Below are 19,031 nucleotides of genomic sequence, written 5' to 3'. Positions count from 1 at the left end.
ATCACGATGAACGTACGCACCACAACAGGGTCAGGCATGAAGCAAGCAGGCGCAGTGTTGAAGTTTCTGCTTTTGCAAGCAAGCCGCAAGCTCGCGGGATTTACAGCCACGATGGCAGCCTGGATCAGCACGGCCGCATATGCGGTCAATGACCTGCCTGGCGGTCCGGCGGTCAACCAGTTGAATCTGCATCCAGCAGTGACCAAAATTGCGGAAGAGCAGCAGTGGTTGCACTGGTTCATGATGATCATCTGCCTGATCATTTTCCTTGCGGTTTTCGGTGTGATGTTTTATTCGATCTGGAAGCATCGAAAGTCCGTTGGCCACAAATCGGCCAATTTTCATGAGTCCACCACGGTCGAGATCATCTGGACCATTGTGCCGTTTGTCATCGTGATCCTGATGGCCCTGCCGGCCACCAAGGTGCTGGTGGCATCCAAGGACACCACCAGCGCCGACCTGACCATCAAGGCCACCGGCATGCAGTGGAAATGGGGTTACGACTACATCAAGGGCGAAGGCGAAGGCATCGGTTTTGTCTCCACGCTGGACAGCACGCACCGCGAAATCTCCAACACCGGCGGCCCGAAAAAAGGTGAAGAGCTCGACAACTACCTGCTGAAAGTGGACAACCCGCTGGTGGTGCCGGTGGACCGCAAAATTCGCATTATTACCACTGCCAACGACGTGATTCACGCCTTCATGGTGCCGGCCTTCGGCATCAAGCAGGACGCGATTCCGGGTTTTGTGCGCGACACCTGGTTCCGTGCTGAAAAAATCGGCGATTACTACGGCCAGTGCGCCGAGCTGTGCGGCAAGGAGCACGCCTACATGCCGATTCACGTGAAGGTGCTGTCCGCTGAAGACTACAGCAAGTGGGTCGGCGTCAAGGTCAAGGAAGCTGCTGCGAAAGCTGATGATCCGGCCAAAGTCTGGGCCTTGCCCGAGCTGAAGGCGCGCGGCGAAAAAGTCTACGCCGCCAACTGCGCGGCCTGCCACCAGGCTACTGGCAAAGGCGCGGGCCCGATCAAGGCGCTTGACGGTTCAGCCATCGTGCTGGATGCAGACCATGGCAAACAAATCGCCGTGCTGCTCAACGGCGCGGCCGCCGGTGCCATGCCTTCATGGAAGGCCTTGAGCGATACCGACCTGGCCGCCGTGGCGACCTACACCAAGAACAACTGGTCCAACCAGACCGGTCAGCTGATTCAGCCCGCCGAGGTTCTTGCGGCGCGCAAGTAAGCCGGCCGCCCAGTAATTTTCCACAGACTCCGTCACAGCCGGCCCGACCATCCCGTTCGCCGCAAAGACAAAGCTACAGGCAAAAGCCACCAAAGGAAGCCAAGATGAGTGCAGTTCTCGACCATCATGATCACGCGCATGACGACCACGACCATGCCCCGACGGGCTGGCGGCGCTGGGTGTACGCGACCAATCACAAGGACATCGGAACGCTGTACCTGCTGTTCAGCTTCACGATGTTCATCGTCGGCGGCATTCTGGCGTTGGGCATCCGGGCCGAGCTGTTCCAGCCCGGCCTGCAACTGGTCAACCCCGAGCTGTTCAACCAGTTGACCACCATGCACGGCCTGATCATGGTGTTCGGCGCCATCATGCCGGCCTTTGTTGGTTTTGCAAACTGGATGATTCCGCTGCAGATCGGTGCTGCCGACATGGCTTTTGCGCGCATGAACAACTTCAGCTTCTGGCTGCTGATTCCGGCCGGCCTGATGATCGTTGGTTCCTTCTTCATGCCGGGTGGCGCACCCGCTGCCGGCTGGACGCTGTACGCACCCCTGACACTGCAAATGGGCCCGTCCATGGACGCCGGCATTTTTGCCCTGCACATCCTCGGTGCTTCATCGATCATGGGTTCGATCAACATCATCGTGACCATCCTGAACATGCGCGCACCCGGCATGACCTTGATGAAAATGCCGATGTTCTGCTGGACCTGGCTGATCACCGCCTACCTGCTGATCGCCGTCATGCCGGTGCTGGCTGGCGCGATCACCATGACGCTGACGGACCGCCATTTCGGCACCAGCTTCTTCAACCCCGCCGGCGGCGGCGACCCGGTGATGTACCAGCACATCTTCTGGTTCTTCGGCCACCCCGAGGTCTACATCATGATCTTGCCGGCCTTCGGCATCGTCAGCCAGATCATCCCGGCCTTTGCCCGCAAGCGCCTGTTCGGCTACGCCTCCATGGTGTACGCCACCGGCTCGATCGCCATTCTGAGTTTTGTCGTCTGGGCGCACCACATGTTTACCACCGGTATGCCGGTGACGGGCCAGCTGTTCTTCATGTACTCGACCATGCTGATCGCGGTACCCACAGGCGTGAAGATATTCAACTGGATCGCGACCATGTGGAAGGGCTCAATGACTTTCGAGACCCCCATGCTGTTTGCCGTCGGCTTCATTTTCGTGTTCACCATGGGTGGTTTCACCGGCCTGATTCTGGCGATCGCACCGATAGACATCCAGCTCCAGGACACCTACTACGTGGTGGCCCACTTCCATTACGTGCTGGTCGCAGGCTCGCTTTATGCGCTGTTCGCAGGTTATTACTACTGGGCCCCGAAGTGGACCGGCGTGATGTACAACGAGCGCCGCGGCAAGATCCACTTCTGGTGGTCGCTGATCTCCTTCAATGTGACCTTCTTCCCGATGCACTTCCTGGGCCTGGCTGGCATGCCGCGCCGTTATGCCGACTACCCGATGCAGTTCGCCGATTTCAATGCGATCGCCAGCGTGGGTGCGTTCTTCTTCGGCTTCGCGCAGGTGTACTTCTTCCTGTTCGTTGTTCTGCCCACCATGCGTGGCAAAGGCGAAAAAGCACCTCAGAAACCCTGGGAGGGCGCAGAAGGCCTGGAGTGGGAAATACCGTCTCCCGCGCCCTTCCACACTTTTGAAACTCCGCCTCGCCTGGACTCGACCGCCACCCGCGTGATCGGTTGATCAGCCTGCATGAAGTGCCTCGCCATGACTCCTGAACAGAAAAAGAACAACCGGCGACTCGGGCTGATTCTCGGCTCGATCGCAGTCGTGTTTTTTCTGGGCTTCATGGCCAAACTCGTTTTTCTGGGCCGGGGCTGAGCCATGGGTTTGAAGCGCGAGAATTTCAGGATGGTCGGCAAGCTGGGCGTGATTGTGCTCGGCATGTTTGCCTTCGGTTACGCGCTGGTGCCCATCTACAAAGCCATTTGCGAGATGACCGGCATCAACATTCTCGCGCTTGGCGACAGGCAGATTCCGGGTGCCACGTCGAAGATGGCCGCCAACACCCAGGTCGATACCAGCCGCAGCATCACTGTCGAATTTGACGCCAACGCGCGCGGCCCGTGGCAGTTCAAGCCGGCCGTACGCTCGGTGCAGGTGCATCCGGGAGAGCTCGCCACGGTCATGTATGAGTTCCAGAACGTACAGAATCGCACCATGTCTGCGCAGGCGATCCCGAGTTACGCGCCCTCACAGGCTGGCGCACACTTCAACAAGCTGGAGTGTTTCTGCTTCAGTCAGTACACCCTGGCGCCGGGCGAGAAAAAGCAGTGGCCCGTGGCCTTTGTGATTGACCCCAAGTTGTCCAAAGACGTGACCACCATCACGCTGTCTTACACCTTCTTTGAAGTTGGCGGCAAGACGCCTGCGGCGCCGGTGGCGGCTGCTTCCCCGCGGGAGCCGGGCGCGTGACCCATACCCCGCCCATCAAGCGCAAGGGTTCGATCTGGCGCACCATCAAGGCGGTGAGCTGGTCATTTGTCGGGCTGCGCGCGCGGGGTGATTATGAGCAGGATGTCGCGCAGCTCAACCCCGTGCACATTGTGATTGTGGCGCTGGTCGGGGTGCTGGTTTTTGTGGGTAGCCTGATTTTTCTGGCGACCTGGGTGGTCGGCAAATAAGCCCCGCCATTGATCAAAATGAATTTCAGAATTTAGCGAAACAGGAGTTGGAAATGTCTTCAGCAGCACATGCAGGAACCCCTTATTACTTTGTCCCGGCACCGTCGGCCTATCCGGTAATGGCTGCCATCGGCCTGTTCTTCGTCATTCTGGGTGCCGGACAGTGGATCAACGGCGCGGGCTGGGGTGCTTACTCGCTGGCTCTGGGCATGGTCTGGTGGTTGGCTGTGCTGTTTTTCTGGTTCCGCGCGGCGGTCGCAGAGAGCGAAGGCGGGCTTTATGGCCACAAGATCGATCTCTCATTTCGCTGGAGCATGAGTTGGTTCATCTTCTCGGAGGTGATGTTTTTTGGTGCGTTCTTCACGGCGCTGTGGTGGGCACGCGCTCACTCCCTGCCGACTCTCGGCAGCCTGGAAAACGCGCTGCTCTGGCCCGACTTCAAGGCCGTCTGGCCTAGCGTCGCCGCTGGCGTGACCGGATCGCCCGCCGACATCGTCGAGCCTTTCACCACCATGGGCCCGTTCTGGTTGCCAACCATCAACACCGCCTTGTTGCTGACCTCTGGCGTCACCTTGACCATCGCCCACCACGCTCTGCGTGAAAATCACCGCGGCAAAACAATTGCTTTCATGTGGATGACGGTGTTGCTGGGGGTCATCTTCCTGTGTGTGCAGGGATATGAATACGCACATGCCTACGCGGACTTGAACCTCAAGTTATCGTCGGGCGTGTACGGCTCCACGTTTTTCATGCTGACCGGTTTCCATGGCTTCCACGTTTTTGTGGGCATGTTGATGCTGCTGTTCATCACGCTGCGCCTGCAAAAAGGCCATTTCACTGCAGAGCGTCACTTTGGCTTTGAAGGCGCTGCTTGGTACTGGCACTTTGTGGACGTGGTGTGGCTGGGCCTGTACGTTCTCGTCTACTGGCTGTGACGCCTACGCCGCGCTGCGCATAAAAGGTCGCTGGTGCGGCCTTTTTACTTGCCGGGCGGTATGCCGGTAGGCTGGATATATCCCATCTTCCAGGCAATCAGAATGCAGACAAACAGCACAATCGAAAAACCGACCCGAAACGCCAGTGCGCGCGCCATGTTGCCGCCTTTGGCCTTGGCACCACTGCCGCCCCGGAGCATGAAAAACAGCGCCGATCCCAGGCTGGCGAGGATGGCCAAAAATGCAATTGCAACGAGGTAATTCATGACCTGGATTATCCGCGCATGAGGCAACCCACGCAGAGACTGCGCTTTTGGATCGTCACCGTGGCTGCTGTGGCGATGGCAGGTGTGACCCTGTCGCTGGGCCAGTGGCAGCTGCGCCGGGCGGCCCAGAAACAAACCTTGCAAGTTGCGATTGAAGAGAAAAAAGTCCTTCCAGCCCTTGGTGGTCGTGCGCTGGCAGCTACTGAAAATATAGCAGATGTAGTGCATCGGCCAGCCGTGTTGCAAGGCGTATGGCAGGAGGCGCACACGGTTTACCTGGACAATCGGCCCATGTCCGGCAAGTCCGGCTTCTGGGTGGTCACGCCGTTGGCGCTGGAGGGCAGCCCACGCTGGTTGCTGGTACAGCGCGGCTGGGTGCCGCGTGATTTCAAGGATCGCAGCCGTCTGCCAGTCGTGTCCACGCCGCAAGGGCTGGTGACCGTCAGCGGCCGCATGGCCCCGCCACCGTCCAAGCTATATGAGTTTGACGGCGTGCAAACTGGCCGCATCCGGCAAAATCTTGACCTGACTGCTTTCAGCGCTGAAATTGGCCAGCCCCTGCTGCCCGCATCGCTGTTGCAGACCGATGCCGCCAGTGAAGGTTTGCTGCGCGACTGGGCGGCGCCCAACCTGGGCGTGGATAAACACCATGGTTACGCCTTCCAGTGGTTTGCCCTGAGCGCGCTGATTGTGTGTCTTTATGTCTGGTTTCAGCTGATTCTTCCGCGCCGCCCGGCCTCATGACAACAAACGGCGATTTCAAAGTGCAACACCCACCTACCGATACTCCTTCACCGGCCGATGGCTCGGGAACCCGCCCGCATCAGGACCAGCCGCTGGGTCTGACTGTTCATGCCATGCCGCAACCCGACTTGGGCACGGCAGCGCAGCTCCCGGACACCCGGGCCGGACGCTGGAAGATGCTGGCCGTGCTGCTGGTCTGCGCTGCGCCGGTGATTGCCTCCTACTTCACCTATTACGTGATCCGTCCCGACGGCAGGCGCAACTACGGCGAGCTGATAGACCCGCAGCGACCGCTGCCGGCACTGGCGGCCGTGGCGACCGACGGCAAGCGCATCGAGTTGACTGCGCTGAAGGGGCAGTGGCTGCTGGTCAGTCTTGCCGGCGGAGCCTGCGATGCGGTTTGCCAGCAGCATCTGTATTTCCAGCGCCAGCTGCGCGAGTCGCTGGGCCGCGAGAAAGACCGGCTGGACCGCGTTTGGCTGGTCAGCGATGAAGCGGCGATTCCCGATGCGCTGAACACTGCGCTGCAGGGCGCCACAGTGCTGCGCGTGGGTGGCCTGGAGCAATGGCTGCAACCCGCGGTCGGCCACAAACTCGCCGACCACCTGTATGTGGTTGACCCGATGGGCAACTGGATGATGCGTTTTCCGGCGAACATGGATGCCGCAGGCGCTGCGCAGGCCAAGCGTGATCTTGAACGCCTGCTGCGCGCGTCTGCGTCGTGGGACAAGGAAGGGCGTTGAATATGGCCCCCACGCTTGTCGCTTCGCGTACTGCGCTGCCCCCCGAGGTGGCCGCTGCGCCTGCGGGCCGGCGAAGCCGGACCCGCGGCCCCTGCTTGTCTGAACAGTCAATACGTCGGGCTGCGCGAGGCACGTAATGGACGCACAGGAGCTTTACAACCTGAGCCCGGCACTGCGCCTGATGGGCATGGGCATGGTGTTGGCCCTCGGCCCGCTGGCCTGGGTGTGGCTGCGCAACAGGAAGCAGCCCATGGCGCGGCGACTGCAGGTGCTGACGCTGGTGACACTGTTTCTGACTTTCGACCTGGTGCTGTTTGGTGCCTTTACCCGCCTGACGGACTCGGGCCTTGGCTGCCCTGACTGGCCGGGGTGTTACGGCCATGCCAGCCCCCTGGGCGCGCAGCAGCCCATCAGTGCGGCGCAGTCGGCCATGCCCACCGGTCCGGTGACGCATTCCAAAGCCTGGATAGAAATGATCCACCGCTACCTGGCGACCGGTGTCGGCGTGTTGATCCTGACGCTGGCGGTGGTCACCTGGCTGAGCCGCCGTAAGGCGAAGGAAAACGGCACTACCCCCAACATCCTGTCGGCATGGTGGCCGATGGCAACCCTGGTCTGGGTTTGCATCCAGGGCGCTTTCGGCGCGCTGACCGTCACCATGAAGCTGTTCCCGCTGATCGTCACCCTCCATCTGCTGGGCGGCATGGTCCTGCTGGCCTTGCTGCAGGCGCAGGCCGTGCGTTACGCCCAGGCGCACGAGGCGGCGCAGCGGGTGGCACTGCCCCGGACGGTCGGGTTGTTGTTGGCCGCGACATTTGTGTTGCTGTGGCTGCAGATCGCGCTGGGCGGCTGGGTCAGCACCAACTATGCGGTGCTGGCCTGCAGCGAATTTCCCGCCTGCCAGGGAAGCTTCTGGCCGGCCATGGACTTCCGCGAAGGCTTCACTTTCTGGCGCGCGCTGGGTGCTGGCCTGGACGGCGACAACATCAGCTTCCAGGCACTGACCGCCATCCACTATGTGCACCGGCTCGCTGCCTACCTCGTATTTGTTGCGCTGCTGGCGCTGGCCTGGCGGCTCAGGCGGATTCCCGCGATGCGTTCATATGGAAACTGGGTCGGCGCCCTGGCGCTGTGGCAGTTTGCCAGCGGGCTGAGCAATGTGGTGCTGGGCTGGCCACTGCTGGCCGCGGTGGCGCACACCGGCGGCGCGGCGGCGCTGGTGGTGGTGCTGACCGGCGCTCTTTTTTCGAGCCATCGCGCCGTGCAGGCGGCAACTGCGCCAAAATTGAGGGCTGCCCACCCATGAACCCCTCCGATACTTCAGCCGCCGTGGCGATCACTCCTTTTGTGCCGTCCAAATTCGCGCAGTTTTACGCCCTGACCAAGCCACGCGTGGTGCAACTCATTGTTTTTTGCGCGCTGATAGGCATGGTGCTGGCGGTGCCGGGTGTGCCCGGCTGGGCTGAACTGAAGCTTGCGCTGGTGGCCTGCGCCGGTATCTGGCTGGTGGCCGGTGCCGCAGCGGCTTTCAATTGCCTGGTTGAGCAGCAGATCGACGCGAAGATGAAGCGCACCGCCTGGCGCGCGACTGCCAAAGGGGAGATCAGCAACCCGCTGACGCTGGCTTTTTCAGGCGCCCTGTGCGCGGCGGGTTCATTCATCCTATATGTCTGGGTCAATCCTCTGACCATGTGGCTGACCTTTGCCACCTTTGTCGGTTACGCCGTGGTGTACACCGTGATCCTCAAACCGCTGACGCCGCAAAATATCGTGATAGGCGGTGCGTCCGGCGCCATGCCACCGGTACTGGGTTGGGCGGCCATGACGGGGGCGGTGAGCCCCGAGGCACTGATCCTCTTCCTGATTATTTTTCTCTGGACGCCGCCGCACTTCTGGGCACTCGCGCTGTACCGCGTGGAGGACTACCGCAAGTCCGGTCTGCCGATGCTGCCTGTCACGCACGGCAACGCGTTTACGCGGCTGCAGGTGTTTTTGTACACGCTGGTTCTGTTTGCTGCCTGCCTGCTGCCCTTTGTTTTCAAGATGAGCGGCTGGCTGTACCTGGTGGCGGCGGTCGGTTTGAGCTTTGGTTTCAGCTGGTACGCCTGGCGTCTTTGGCGCAACTATTCCGATGCCCTGGCACGAAAGACATTCCGCTTTTCGCTGATTCATCTGTCTGTTTTATTTGCGGCCCTGCTGCTGGACCACTACCTCGTATGAGCGCGACACCCTTCTTTCTGGCCAGGCGAAGCGCTATTAAATCAGTAGCTGCTTGCGCTTTGCTGGTCGGGTCTACAGGCTTTTTGACCGCTTGCTCCGAGTCCAAACCGCAGTTTGCCAGCATCGACATCACCGGCGCCGACTATGCACGCGACTTTGCCCTGACCGACCACAATGGGCAGGCGCGCAGCCTGAAGGATTTTCAGGGCAAGGTGGTGGTGGTGTTTTTTGGCTTCACCCAGTGCCCGGATGTTTGCCCCACTTCGATGGCCGAACTGGCCGAAATCAGGAAAATGCTGGGCGCTGACGGCGCACGTCTGCAAGGCCTGTTTGTCACGCTTGACCCGGAGCGCGATACCCAGGATGTGCTCAAGGCCTACATGGCCAATTTCGATCCGGGTTTTCTGGCGCTGCGCCCCGAACTGGACAAGCTGCCGCAGCTGGCCAAAAACTTCAAGATTTTCTACAAAAAGGTCGACGGCAAAACCCCGGGCAGCTACTCGATCGATCACACGGCCGGGAGTTATGTGTTTGACCCGACTGGCAAGGTGCGCCTGTACAGCCGGTATGGCAGCGGTGCACCAGCACTTGCAGCGGACATCCGGCTCTTGCTCAAGAGCGGGTGAGGCGCTGGCGATTGTCAAAAAAAAGCCTGCATACGATGGTCGTATGCAGGCTTTGGCGGTGCCGCTTTCGCCGCACCACGGTCAAGGGATCAGGCTTGATCAGGCATAAGCCGCCAGGACCTTTTTCATTTTCTTCATCGCTGCCACTTCAATCTGGCGAATGCGCTCGGCGCTGACCTTGTACTCGGCCGCCAGATCGTGCAGCGTCATGCCGCCCGAACCGTCGTCGTTGACCTTGAGCCAGCGCTCCTCAACGATGCGGCGTGAGCGATCGTCCAGGCCTTCCAGCGCGGTGGTGATGCCATCGCTGGCCAGGTAGTCGCGCTGGCGCGACTCCATCAGCATGGTGGGCTCCTGCGTGGCATCGGACAAATAGGCAATCGGACCAAACGCCTCTTCACCGTCGTCGCTGGGGCTCGGGTCCAGCAACACATCGTGGCCCGACATGCGCTGCTCCATCTCGATCACTTCCTCGCGCTTGACGTTCAGCGTTTTGGCCATCGAGTCAATCTGGTCCTGCGTCAGCGTGTCACGGTGTGTTGCCACATCGGCGTCGTCCTTGAAACCCTGTTTCATGGAACGCAGGTTGAAAAACAGCTTGCGCTGGGCCTTGGTGGTGGCCACCTTGACCATGCGCCAGTTTTTCAGGATGTACTCGTGCATCTCGGCCTTGATCCAGTGCAGCGCGTAGCTGACCAGGCGTACGCCCTGGTCGGGATCGAAGCGTTTGACGGCTTTCATCAGGCCGATATTGCCTTCCTGGATCAGGTCGGCGTGGGGCAGGCCATAACCCAGGTATTTGCGCGATGTGGCTACCACCAGGCGCAGATGGGACAGCACCAGCTTTCCGGCCGCGTCCAGGTCGTTGTTGTCTTTCAGGCTGCGGGCGAACTCCTGCTCCTGCTCCAGAGTCAGCATGGGCAGGCGGTTGACCGCAGAAATATAGGCGTCCAGGTTACCCAGAGGTGGCAGCAAGGACCACGGATTGGCGGCCGCCAACTGGGTGGTTGCGGGGGCCGCTTGAGGGGACAGGGCGTAAGTCATAGAGCAAAACTCCTTTTCGAAGTCAATATTAGCACTCTGTTAGAGAGAGTGCTAAGCAATAGGTTCAATCTCCCGGATAGGGTATGGCTAATAAGTACTTACCCGGGGTTAGGGTCTGATTTTGCGCGTTGGTTCCGCCCGCGCTGTAGGTCACAAGACTAAGCCGGGGGAATCCATTGGCCCGTCCTGCAGTTTTCAAGCCGGGGGCTGGCCGCCCCTGCCGCCCATTGATGCTGAAATATGGCCTCAGCCCTTATGGGTAAAGCGCAAGCAGCTATCAAATTAGGAGTGAATTCAGGTCTTGACGGGCACCGGACGTATCGGGGCCGCGCCTGCCAGCCAGGCCTGCAGACATTCGGTCACCCCGCTGGCGAAGCGCTGGAACACCGGCTCAGTGACAAAACCCAGGTGCGGGGTCAAAAGCACATTGGGCAGTCCGCGCAGCGGGTCATCTGCCGGCAGGGGCTCCACGTCGAAAACGTCCAGTGCGGCGAATCCGGGCCGCCCCTGGCGCAGGGCCTGCACCAGCCCCGCGGTGTCGATCAGCTCCGACCGCGAGGTATTCACCAGCAGGCTGCCCGGCTGCATCAGGGCCAGCCGCGCTGCGTTGAGCAGATGCCGCGTGGTCTCCAGCACCACCAGATGCAGGCTGACGACAGGTGAGGTGGCCAGCAGTTCGTCCAGCGGCACAAAGGCCACGCCCTGCTCTGCGGCGCGTTCGGCCGTCATGCGCGGGCTCCAGGTCACCACTTCCATCCCCAGCGCCTTTCCGACTTTCGCCACGCGCCCGCCGATTTCGCCAAGCCCGATCAGGCCCAGGCGCTGGCCCGCCAGCGTGCAGGGCAGGGCTTCGGACAACTCGCCACGCCAGGCCCCGGCCTTCAGGCGCGCGGTGTGGCTGGCCAGTTGCTTGGTCGCGGCCAGGATCAGTGTCCAGGTCAGCTCGCAGGTGCTGTCCTTGGACGGCCCGAATTCGGTGTGGCTGACCGGGATGCCGCGCCCGGCGAGGGCTGCCAGGTCCAGCTTCGCATTGCGGGTGCCGGTGAACACCAGGTAGCGGAGTTTCGGCAACTGCGCCAGCAGCTCGGCGGTGAAGGGCGTGCGGTCGCGCATCAGCACAATCGCGTCGGCATTCTTGAGCGCATCGACCAGCGCCACACCTGTGAGCGGCGCGTGGTGGATGGTGACCTCGGCCTGGGTATCGATGCGTGTCCAGTCGCCCAGGCGGCGCATCGCGCGTTCGGTGTCGTCGAGGACGACGATATGCGGCCTGCTCATGGGCGCGCCAGCGCGGTCAGCGCGCGCACATCTGTCGCAGTGCCTATGGCCCAACAGGCCCGGATCAAGTCGGCTGTTTTGGCAGCGCCTATCACCGCATCCGACATGCCGCTGAACTTGGCTTCCAGCATGGCGTCGGTCATCGGGTTTTGCAGCGAACCTATTGCGTGTTCGACAAACACATGCACCCGGCGGCCGTCTGTCAGCACGGCCGTCACGTCGGCACTGGCTTCGTCGATGGAATCGTCTACCGTGGCCACCACCTTGCGGCGCAGCGCCACCATGTCGGGGCGGTTCACCACCTCGTCATAGAACTCGTCCTCGGCGGCGCGGCCAAACGTCAAGCCGGCTGCGCAGCCGTGGTAAACGCTGAACTTGGCCTGCAGGCCGTCCACCGGCTCCTTCTTGCCGGTGAGCTCCAGCACCAGCGAATGCACCTTGAGTTCAATGCGGGTTATCTGATCGGGGGTCACGCCCTGGGCGCGCAACTGCGCGCAGGCGTCGATGCTCGGATGAATCACGATGCCGCAGGCAAAGGGTTTGTAGCTGTTGAACGATATTTCAAATCGCTGGCCCAGCTCGCCGGTGATCTCGTTCCAGTCGTTTTTGGTCGAGACCGTCTGCATCATGCCGCGCGGCGCTTCGAGCGCCTTCGGGCTGGCGGTGTAACCGTGCTGCGCCAGCAGGGCCGACATCAGGCCGGCGCGCGCGGCGCCGCCCGGGTGGAAAGGTTTGGTCATGGTGCCGAACTGCTCGCGCATGCCAATGGGTTGCGAGGCGGCGATGCCCAGCGCCATCGCGGTTTTCTGCACATCGAGCTTGAGCAGGCGCGCGCAGGCGGCGGCTGCGCCCAGGGTGCCGGTCGAGCCGGTGATGTGCCAGCCCCGGTCATAGTGCTCGGGGTACATCGTATTGCCGACGCGGCAGGACACGTCGATGCCGAGCACCAGGGCGTCGATCACCTCGCGGCCGGAGGCGCCGGTGTGTTCGGCCAGCGCCAGCACCGCAGAGGCGACCGGGCCAGCCGGGTGGATGATGGTTTTGAGGTGCGTGTCGTCGAAGTCGAAGGTGTGCGAGGTGATGCCGTTGATCAGCGCAGCGCTGGCCATATCGACCTTTTCTGCACGGCCCAGCACGCTGGCCTGCGCGGCGGGCTGCAGCATCTGCACCGCAGCCAGTGCGGCGTCTGCGGCTTCGTGATGGGCGGCGCCGACAGCGCAGCCCAACCAGTTCATGAAGGTGCGGTGGGCTTCGCGGTCAACCGCTGCGCTCCAGCCGCCGTCCAGAAAGCCGGGGTGGGTGGCGACGTGTTGGGCAAGGATCCGGGTGACGGGAGGAGCGTTGTGGTCGGCGGCGACCTGGGTATTGCGGGCCATGGTGTCTTTCGGCAGGAGCTGCCAGGAATGGAAATTGCTATTAAAAATGTAGCTGCTTACGCACGTGGATAAAGGGCTAGGAAGCAGTATTGTTGTGAAGATCAGCTGTCGAGCTGGATCCCGCGGTCGCGCGCCAGTTTGGTCCAGCGGGCAATGTCGGCCCGCATGAATTCGCCAAACTGCTCCGGTGTCATGACGATGGGCTCGACCGCTTCCACCGACAGTTTTTCGCGCAGGTCGGGCGCCCGCAGCACGGCGGCCAGCGTATCGTTGAGCTGTTTGACGATAGGCGCAGGCATGCCGGCTGGCCCCACCACGCCGTACCACTGCTGGGCGTCAAAACCCTTGAAGCCGGATTCGTCCAGCGTCGGCACGTCCTTGAATTGCGGATGGCGCTGCAGGCCGGTCACTGCCAGTGGGCGCACCCGGCCCGAGCGGATGTGCGGCACGGCGGCGGCCAGGCCCGGGAACATGGCCTGGGTCTGCCCACCTATCAGGTCGGTAAACGCGGGCGCTATGCCTCGGTAGGGAATGTGCACCATGAAGGAGTTGACCTGCTGCTTGAACAGCTCCATGGTCAGGTGGGTCAGCGAACCGGCGCCAGCGGAGCCGTAGCTGACCTTGCCGGGGTTCTTCTTCAGGTAGTCGATGAACTCCTTGATGTTCGTGACCGGCAGGGCGGCGTTGACCACCAGCACATTGGGCGTGCCGCCTATCATGCCGATAGGCGTGAAGTCCTTGATCGCGTCATAAGGCAACTTGCGCGTGGCCGGGCTGGTGCCGTGCGTGGCCACATAACCCTGCAACAGCGTGTAGCCATCCGGCGCGGCGCGCGCCGTGGCCTGCGACGCGATCACACCGCCGCCGCCGCCTTGGTTGTCCACGATGAAACTCTGCTTGAGCAGGTTGCCCCAGCGCTCGGTGACCGTGCGGCCCACCATGTCGCTACCGCCCCCGGCGGACACCGGCACGATGTAGCGTATCGGTTTGGACGGGTAAGCGGCTTGTGCCCGCGCCAGGCCGGGCAGGCCCAGCAGCGCGGGGGCGGCCTGAAGAAGGGTGCGTCGTTTCATGTTGTCTCCGTGGGTGGTTCGTTCAAAGTCCGGATTCAGGCTACAGGCGGTGTCGCATGGACCAGGCGCGTGAAGGCATCGCTGACGTGGTGGGCCATCAGGTCCTCACAGCGTTGCGGGTCGCCCTGGCGCAGAACCTGGACTATCTCTGCATGCTCGGCAATCGAAGCCTGCATGCCGACGTCGTGGGAGAGGTTTTTCAGGCGCGACAGGTGCAGCTTCTGCACGATGCTGCGGTAGGTTTCCGTCAGAGTCTGATTGCCTGCGGCTTCAATGATGGCCCAATGAAAACGCAGATTTTCGCCGTAGTAGCGCTGCACCTCATGCCTGGCGGAGGCCTCTTTCATGGCATGGACCGAATCGTCCAGCAGGGCCAGCAGCACCGCCTTGGGCTCCCCCACAAGCAGCGCGGCCTGTCGCCCGGCAAAACCGTCCAGCAGGCCGCGCATCTGGTACAGGTCCCGGATTTCCGACGCATCGAGCTGGCGCACAAACACGCCCGCATGTTTGCGGGCCACCACCAGACCCGAGCTTTCAAGTTCGCGCAGGGCTTCGCGTACCGGCACCCGCGACACACCCAGTCGGGCGGCCACGTCGGGTTCGTTGATGCGCTGGCCGGGGATCAGCACCCCTTTGAGGATCAGGGCCAGCATGTCGTCGCGCACCAGCTTGGCCAGCGAGGTGTCGCGGACGTCGTTGAAACGCTGGGCGGGAAATTCGGTGAGCCAGGGGAGCATGGAAATTTCTGTTTGGAACGCGTTATATCGTATACGAAAACGGAAAAATGAGATATGTCCAATACCGATGAGGGCGTGGGCTCAATTAACGGGGAAGAGCAGCAGGGGCTACGGTGGCGACCGCTGCGCTGTCAGGGCCGGGGCGCGTCGTCCCGGATCTCGCGTACTTCGACATCCACCACTTCACCTTGCTGCCCGGGAGCGGCGTCACGCATGCCGGCGCCCGTCCACGGGGCTTGGGAGGAAAATCGCTGGAACCGGCCAAACACCATGGGCTTGGGCTTTTGGCCGGTGAGGAGGGCGCGCAAAAGGCCAAGCACCAGCAGTACCAGGGTGGCCAGCAGCAGGCTTAGCGCAAAAATGGTCGCAAAGACCCACAGGACCAAACGCAGGATAAAACGAAGAACACGGCTAATGAAACTGGGCACGTAGGATTCCGGTCAATTCAGAAAAGCACATATGCGGACGGAAATGCCCAGTTCAACCGGCCAGCGTTTACCAGCGAACGCCGATCTTGCCAAACAGCTTGCTGAGAACAAACAGCGGTCCCACCCAGAGGTACTGGATGTCTTCGAAGAAGGAAGGCTTTTTCCCTTCAAGCCTGTGCCCGACAAATTGCAGGATCCAGGCGCCGATAAAAATCCCCAGGGACAGCGGCAGTACCCGTTCTCCCATGGCATGTACCAACGCCAGCAATATCGCCGACCAGACGACCATGGTGCCGAAAAAAACCAGTGACAGTCGGGCGTAATACACCATGCTGGCGCCGATGAAGGCGTAGGCAGCATAGGGGTGCAGGCCAAAAATCATGCCGAGCAGGCTGAGCATGATCAGCGGAATGGCGATGAAGTGGATGATTTCGTTCTTCGGATTCTGGTGGCTTTCGCCGTAGTGCGCCAGAAGGCGGTCCACCTGGCGGGTTTCTGCGGCGGCGCTTGAATCGACGGTCTGTGTCATGGTGTTTCCTTCTTCCGGCCACAAAAAAGCCCCGGGGTACGGGCACTTTAAGGCATGACGGCGGTTTGCGAAAGGAGGGAAGTACTGCGTTTTCCGCTGGAGGTGGACCTGCAGGTCCGGATCCATTCACAGGTGTCAGGTGACCGTGATTTTCGCGGTGCGGATGATGCGGCTCCAGCGGTCGATCTCGCTTTTGAGGAAAACGGCGAAGTCGGCCGATCCCTTGGGTGTGACGCGAAAGCCCTGCTGTTTGGCGCGCTCTTCAACTTCTGCGCTGAACATGATCTTGATCATTTCGCGCGAGTAACGGTCCACGATGACGTCCGGTGTTCTGGCCTGAATCATCGCGGCAGTCCAGTTTTCAACGAACAGGCCGGGCATGCCCGCTTCCATGGTCGTTGGCACGTCGGGCACCATGGCGTGGCGGCTCAGGCTGCAGATCGCCAGAGCGCGCAGTTTTCCGCTCTTGACGTGCGCAATCGACTCGGGAAAGTTCGAAAAGATAACGTCAAGCTGGCCGCCAATCAGGTCCGTCATGGAGGGCGCGCCGCCACGATAAGGCACATGGGTCATCTGCGTTTTATTCAGGTCGTTGAACAGTGCCATGGTCAAGTGCGGTGGCGTGCCGTTGCCGCTGGAACCTGCGTTGAGCTGTCTGGTTTTGGCGACCGCGACCAGGTCCTTGAAATCCTTGATCGGGCTGCCCGTGGGTACAACCACCAGCATCGGCGAACCCGCCAGCAGCGCAACGGGCCGCAAGTCCCTGACAAAGCTGTAAGGCGCATTCGGGAACAACGCGACATTGGCGGCATGTGTGAGGGTGATGGCCAGCAAGCTGCTGCCATCCGGTGTCGATTTGGCTACCTGTTCGGCACCAATCTGCGCATTGCCACCGGCCTTGTTTTCCACAATGACCGGAACCTTCCAGGCTTCGGTGAGCTTTTGCGCCACGGCGCGGGCCATCACGTCGGTCAGGCCGCCGGGTGCGAAGGGTACGACGTATTTGAGGGTGGCGCCGGGTTTGGGAAAAGGCGGGTCTTGCGCCCAGGCGGGAACCGAGGCCAGCACGGCGCCGGCAGCAGATGCGCCCACAATGTCTCTACGTTTCATGTCTGTCTCCTTCTTTTTAATGTTCAAGCCTGTCATGCCACGCCTGTCCTGCGGGCAGCGCCGTCACCCACAGACCTCTGCCGCCAGCATGTCGAGCTGACTCTTCAGGGCATCCGCAATCGTCAGCCCTGATTGGTTCGCCTGTTGTTCCAGGCCTGTCCTGCGTGCGCCTGCCAGGCGCACCCCGTCATCAAGCAGCATTTCACCGATCAGGGTTTCCATGCGTTCGTAATAAACGTCATTGCCGGCCAGCGCGCCGGGATCGATCACCACAAAGGCCTGACCGATGCGCGGTGCGTTGCCTTCATCCACAAAAAACGAGGACGCTTCAAAGCCGAATTGCGCGCCGATCACTGCAGTCACCAGCAGCTCGATGATCAGCGCCAGCATGGAGCCCTTGGGGCTGCTGACCGAACCCAGCGGCAGCATGGAGCCTTCCAGTGCGGCTTTTGCATCGGTGGTCGGGCGCCCCTGACTGTCCAGGGCCCAGCCCAGGGGAATGGCTCGGCCTTCCTTGGCAGCCAGCATCACCTTGCCGCGCGCAACTTCGCTGAGCGACAGGTCAATCATCAGGGCGTCCGCATTGCGCCGCGGAAAAGCCGCAGCCACCGGGTTGGTGCCGAAAATCGGGTGTTTGCCACCCGCCGCTGGCATGGCTGCTGGCGAGTTGGCAAAGCCGAGGCCGACCATGCCGGCATCGGCAACCGCACGCAGGTGATCCACCAGCACGCCGCAGTGATGGCTGTTGGTCACGCCGGCAAAACAAACGCCCAGCGAGCGTGCCGTGTCGATGGCGGTCGAAATCGCCAGATCGCAGGCGGGGAACGCCAGGCCCTGTTTTGCATCAACCAGCAGGGCCGCGCCCTTGTGGCTCACGATGACGGCCTGCGCTGTGCCATCGGCCCGGCCGTTGCGCAAATGGGTGGCGTATTGCGGCACGCGGCTCAGTCCGTGCGAGGCCAGGCCCTGCGCTTCGGCGCGCACCAGTGCCCGCGCGGTGCTGGTCGCCATGACTTCGCCGGCGCCTGCATTGCGCAAGGCCCGCAGGGCAAGCGTTGTTGCTTGTTCGACAGACAGTTGGGCCATCAGTGCAGGTGCTCCAGAATTTTTTCGGCAATCATGAATGACACCCGTTCGTTGGCCTGAACACTGAGGCCGGATACATGGGGCGTCAACAGGAGATTGGGGCAGTCGGGCAACAAATCGCTGTTTGTCAGCGGCTCGACATCAAACACGTCGATCGCCGCGCCACCCAGGCGTCCGGCGCGGAGCGCGGCCACCAGGGCGGGCAGGTCGACAATATGGCCGCGCGAGGTGTTGATGAGGATGGCGCCCGGTTTCATGGCCGCGATGCGGGCAGCACTTAACAGGCCGCGTGTACCGTCCACCAGCGGAACATGCAGGGTAACCACATCGGCACTGGCCACCAACTCATCAAGGCCGACGCTGCGCACCCCGGCGCGCGCAAATACCGGCGCATCCGCAGCCAGCGCTGCGTCGAAAGCGATGACCTTCATGCCCAGCGCTTGCGCCAGCCGGGCCGTGGTCTGGCCGATGGCGCCGAAACCAATCACGCCCATCGTCTGGCCGGCGGTCTCGCGCCCGTCGCTCAGGGCCGCACGCGGCCACCGGCCTGCGGCCACGGCTCGCGTCGAGGTATATGCCCCGCGCAACAGCAGCATGGCGCTGGTGATCACATATTCGGCCACACTGAGCGCGTTGGCGCCGCTGGCCGGGATCACACGCATGCCTTGGGCTTCGCATCCGGTGACGTCGATATTGTCCAGGCCGACCCCCAGCCGGCCCACCACCTTGCAGCGTTGCAGCGCAGCGAGCAGGGCGTTGCGGACCTGCGTGCGGTTGCGCACGATCAGGACTTCAGCGCCTCGCGCCTCGGTGATCAGGCGCGGCATGTCGTCCACCAGCAACGGGTCGTACAGAACGTCGTGCGCTGCCGCCAGTTGTGCGACCGCGCGCTCGTCCATGAACTCGCTGATGACGATGCGTGCCATGGCGCT

At 61.9% G+C, this 19,031-nt stretch carries 22 protein-coding genes; 11 read left to right on the top strand and 11 right to left on the bottom strand.

Annotated features, from left to right (window positions below):
- Nucleotides 1-111: 111 nt before the first annotated feature.
- The 6 genes from coxB (at nucleotide 112) to Q8L50_RS18230 (ending at nucleotide 4,839) form a co-directional block, all read left to right on the top strand.
- Nucleotides 112-1,242, top strand: a complete 1,131-nt coding sequence (gene coxB / locus Q8L50_RS18255) for a cytochrome c oxidase subunit II (RefSeq protein ID WP_305350052.1) — start codon at nucleotides 112-114, stop codon at nucleotides 1,240-1,242.
- A gap of 104 nt (nucleotides 1,243-1,346) precedes the next feature.
- Nucleotides 1,347-2,963, top strand: coding sequence for a cytochrome c oxidase subunit I (ctaD, locus tag Q8L50_RS18250; protein WP_305350051.1), 1,617 nt, complete (start codon nucleotides 1,347-1,349; stop codon nucleotides 2,961-2,963).
- A 24-nt stretch (nucleotides 2,964-2,987) separates the two neighbouring features.
- Nucleotides 2,988-3,101: a cytochrome oxidase small assembly protein gene (locus Q8L50_RS18245; protein ID WP_305350050.1), complete on the top strand. Its 114-nt coding sequence runs from the start codon at nucleotides 2,988-2,990 to the stop codon at nucleotides 3,099-3,101.
- Nucleotides 3,102-3,104: 3 nt separating this feature from the next.
- Nucleotides 3,105-3,695: a cytochrome c oxidase assembly protein gene (locus tag Q8L50_RS18240; RefSeq protein ID WP_305350049.1), complete on the top strand. Its 591-nt coding sequence runs from the start codon at nucleotides 3,105-3,107 to the stop codon at nucleotides 3,693-3,695.
- Nucleotides 3,692-3,904 (top strand): DUF2970 domain-containing protein, encoded by a 213-nt coding sequence (locus Q8L50_RS18235; protein ID WP_305350048.1) that lies wholly within the window; start codon nucleotides 3,692-3,694, stop codon nucleotides 3,902-3,904. Before Q8L50_RS18240 ends, Q8L50_RS18235 begins: the two co-directional genes overlap by 4 nt.
- Nucleotides 3,905-3,957: 53 nt before the next feature.
- On the top strand, nucleotides 3,958-4,839 hold the full coding sequence (locus Q8L50_RS18230; RefSeq protein ID WP_305350047.1) for a cytochrome c oxidase subunit 3: 882 nt from the start codon (nucleotides 3,958-3,960) through the stop codon (nucleotides 4,837-4,839).
- A gap of 44 nt (nucleotides 4,840-4,883) precedes the next feature.
- On the opposite strand, the gene Q8L50_RS18225 is transcribed toward Q8L50_RS18230, so the two are convergent.
- Nucleotides 4,884-5,105, bottom strand: coding sequence for a twin transmembrane helix small protein (locus Q8L50_RS18225; protein WP_305350046.1), 222 nt, complete (start codon nucleotides 5,103-5,105; stop codon nucleotides 4,884-4,886).
- Nucleotides 5,106-5,123: 18 nt separating this feature from the next.
- Between Q8L50_RS18225 and Q8L50_RS18220 the strand changes: the two genes are divergently transcribed.
- The 5 genes from Q8L50_RS18220 to Q8L50_RS18200 all read left to right on the top strand — a co-directional run bounded on the left by Q8L50_RS18220 (nucleotide 5,124) and on the right by Q8L50_RS18200 (nucleotide 9,438).
- Nucleotides 5,124-5,849 carry an SURF1 family protein gene (locus Q8L50_RS18220; protein WP_305350045.1) on the top strand — a complete coding sequence of 242 codons (726 nt, stop codon included), beginning with the start codon at nucleotides 5,124-5,126 and terminating at the stop codon, nucleotides 5,847-5,849.
- Nucleotides 5,850-5,962: 113 nt separating this feature from the next.
- Nucleotides 5,963-6,592 (top strand): hypothetical protein, encoded by a 630-nt coding sequence (locus Q8L50_RS18215; RefSeq protein WP_305350119.1) that lies wholly within the window; start codon nucleotides 5,963-5,965, stop codon nucleotides 6,590-6,592.
- A 136-nt stretch (nucleotides 6,593-6,728) separates the two neighbouring features.
- Nucleotides 6,729-7,898: a heme A synthase gene (locus tag Q8L50_RS18210; RefSeq protein WP_305350044.1), complete on the top strand. Its 1,170-nt coding sequence runs from the start codon at nucleotides 6,729-6,731 to the stop codon at nucleotides 7,896-7,898.
- Nucleotides 7,895-8,812 carry a heme o synthase gene (cyoE, locus tag Q8L50_RS18205; RefSeq protein ID WP_305350043.1) on the top strand — a complete coding sequence of 306 codons (918 nt, stop codon included), beginning with the start codon at nucleotides 7,895-7,897 and terminating at the stop codon, nucleotides 8,810-8,812. The genes Q8L50_RS18210 and cyoE overlap by 4 nt, the downstream gene beginning before the upstream one ends.
- The gene (locus Q8L50_RS18200; RefSeq protein WP_305350042.1) at nucleotides 8,809-9,438 is read left to right on the top strand and encodes an SCO family protein; all 630 of its coding nucleotides are present in this window, start codon (nucleotides 8,809-8,811) and stop codon (nucleotides 9,436-9,438) included. The genes cyoE and Q8L50_RS18200 overlap by 4 nt, the downstream gene beginning before the upstream one ends.
- A 99-nt stretch (nucleotides 9,439-9,537) precedes the next feature.
- Here the strand turns inward: Q8L50_RS18200 and rpoH are convergent, their stop codons facing one another.
- From rpoH to Q8L50_RS18150, 10 genes are all read right to left on the bottom strand, one after another.
- On the bottom strand, nucleotides 9,538-10,482 hold the full coding sequence (gene rpoH, locus Q8L50_RS18195; RefSeq protein ID WP_305350041.1) for an RNA polymerase sigma factor RpoH: 945 nt from the start codon (nucleotides 10,480-10,482) through the stop codon (nucleotides 9,538-9,540).
- A 294-nt stretch (nucleotides 10,483-10,776) separates the two neighbouring features.
- Nucleotides 10,777-11,760 (bottom strand): D-2-hydroxyacid dehydrogenase family protein, encoded by a 984-nt coding sequence (locus Q8L50_RS18190; protein ID WP_305350040.1) that lies wholly within the window; start codon nucleotides 11,758-11,760, stop codon nucleotides 10,777-10,779.
- The gene (locus tag Q8L50_RS18185; protein ID WP_305350039.1) at nucleotides 11,757-13,136 is read right to left on the bottom strand and encodes an MmgE/PrpD family protein; all 1,380 of its coding nucleotides are present in this window, start codon (nucleotides 13,134-13,136) and stop codon (nucleotides 11,757-11,759) included. The genes Q8L50_RS18190 and Q8L50_RS18185 overlap by 4 nt, the downstream gene beginning before the upstream one ends.
- Nucleotides 13,137-13,237: 101 nt before the next feature.
- Nucleotides 13,238-14,209 carry a tripartite tricarboxylate transporter substrate binding protein gene (locus Q8L50_RS18180; protein ID WP_305350038.1) on the bottom strand — a complete coding sequence of 324 codons (972 nt, stop codon included), beginning with the start codon at nucleotides 14,207-14,209 and terminating at the stop codon, nucleotides 13,238-13,240.
- Between the two features lie 35 nt (nucleotides 14,210-14,244).
- The gene (locus tag Q8L50_RS18175) at nucleotides 14,245-14,946 is read right to left on the bottom strand and encodes a GntR family transcriptional regulator (protein ID WP_305350037.1); all 702 of its coding nucleotides are present in this window, start codon (nucleotides 14,944-14,946) and stop codon (nucleotides 14,245-14,247) included.
- A gap of 131 nt (nucleotides 14,947-15,077) precedes the next feature.
- On the bottom strand, nucleotides 15,078-15,374 hold the full coding sequence (locus tag Q8L50_RS18170; protein WP_305350036.1) for a hypothetical protein: 297 nt from the start codon (nucleotides 15,372-15,374) through the stop codon (nucleotides 15,078-15,080).
- 67 nt (nucleotides 15,375-15,441) lie between these two features.
- Nucleotides 15,442-15,903 (bottom strand): DUF962 domain-containing protein, encoded by a 462-nt coding sequence (locus tag Q8L50_RS18165; RefSeq protein ID WP_305350035.1) that lies wholly within the window; start codon nucleotides 15,901-15,903, stop codon nucleotides 15,442-15,444.
- Nucleotides 15,904-16,038: 135 nt separating this feature from the next.
- A complete protein-coding gene (locus Q8L50_RS18160) occupies nucleotides 16,039-17,013 on the bottom strand; it encodes a tripartite tricarboxylate transporter substrate binding protein (RefSeq protein WP_305350034.1) in 975 nt (324 codons plus the stop codon).
- Between the two features lie 63 nt (nucleotides 17,014-17,076).
- On the bottom strand, nucleotides 17,077-18,099 hold the full coding sequence (locus tag Q8L50_RS18155) for an Ldh family oxidoreductase (RefSeq protein WP_305350033.1): 1,023 nt from the start codon (nucleotides 18,097-18,099) through the stop codon (nucleotides 17,077-17,079).
- Nucleotides 18,099-19,025 (bottom strand): NAD(P)-dependent oxidoreductase, encoded by a 927-nt coding sequence (locus Q8L50_RS18150; RefSeq protein WP_305350032.1) that lies wholly within the window; start codon nucleotides 19,023-19,025, stop codon nucleotides 18,099-18,101. Before Q8L50_RS18150 ends, Q8L50_RS18155 begins: the two co-directional genes overlap by 1 nt.
- Between the last annotated feature and the right edge of the window lie 6 nt (nucleotides 19,026-19,031).

Origin of the sequence: Polaromonas sp. (assembly GCF_030680935.1) — a bacterium.
Lineage (GTDB): Bacteria > Pseudomonadota > Gammaproteobacteria > Burkholderiales > Burkholderiaceae_C > Polaromonas.
Note: the sequence above shows the minus strand (reverse complement) of the source record. Positions and strands in the feature narration are given on the sequence as shown.